Source organism: Vibrio sp. 970 (genome assembly GCF_033339075.1).
In genome coordinates, this window is record NZ_JAWOTW010000661.1 from 1 (window position 1) to 556 (window position 556).

Below are 556 nucleotides of genomic sequence, written 5' to 3' on the forward strand. Positions count from 1 at the left end.
TTACCGTGATATCCGTTTCTGGAATCGCGCAACACGCCAATACCGTTCCCATTGCGCGTTCTTCATCCGTCAAGGCTGGTACATCTGGGTGATGAACTTGTCCTGATGTGAGCTGTACCTTACACGCACCGCACAAGCCAGCACGACAGCTATTGCTCACTACTTTCCCTGCATCTTCAATCTGATCCAAAAGCGTTTTTTGATTGTTGCCTTGGATCTTCAAGCCATTGAATTCAATCTCAACCTCTTTTTCTGGTCTTGCTTCCACAGCAGAAACACCAAAGGCTTCTTGATGATAATGTGCCTCTGGCAAACCTTTCTTCAACAATAAGTTTTTTGCTTTTTGCATGAAACCATCAGGCCCACAAACAAACACTTGTCGTTGTTCAACGTCTTTGATTTGCTTGATATGAGACAGACTTAAACGCCCTTTAAGACCAAACCAATCCACCGCTGGTTGCGTTAAACAGATTTTCACTTCCAGCCCTGAATGTTCGCGTTTTAATTGCTCTAACTCTGAGCGACATGGAATATCGTGCTCAGTACGGCATTGATG

Annotated in this window: 1 protein-coding gene; it reads right to left on the bottom strand. The window is 44.6% G+C overall.

All coding sequences use genetic code 11. The features are described from left to right. Positions 1-556, bottom strand: a 556-nt coding sequence (locus R7Q11_RS28480) for a 2Fe-2S iron-sulfur cluster-binding protein (protein WP_225467267.1), incomplete at both ends; no start/stop codon positions are given.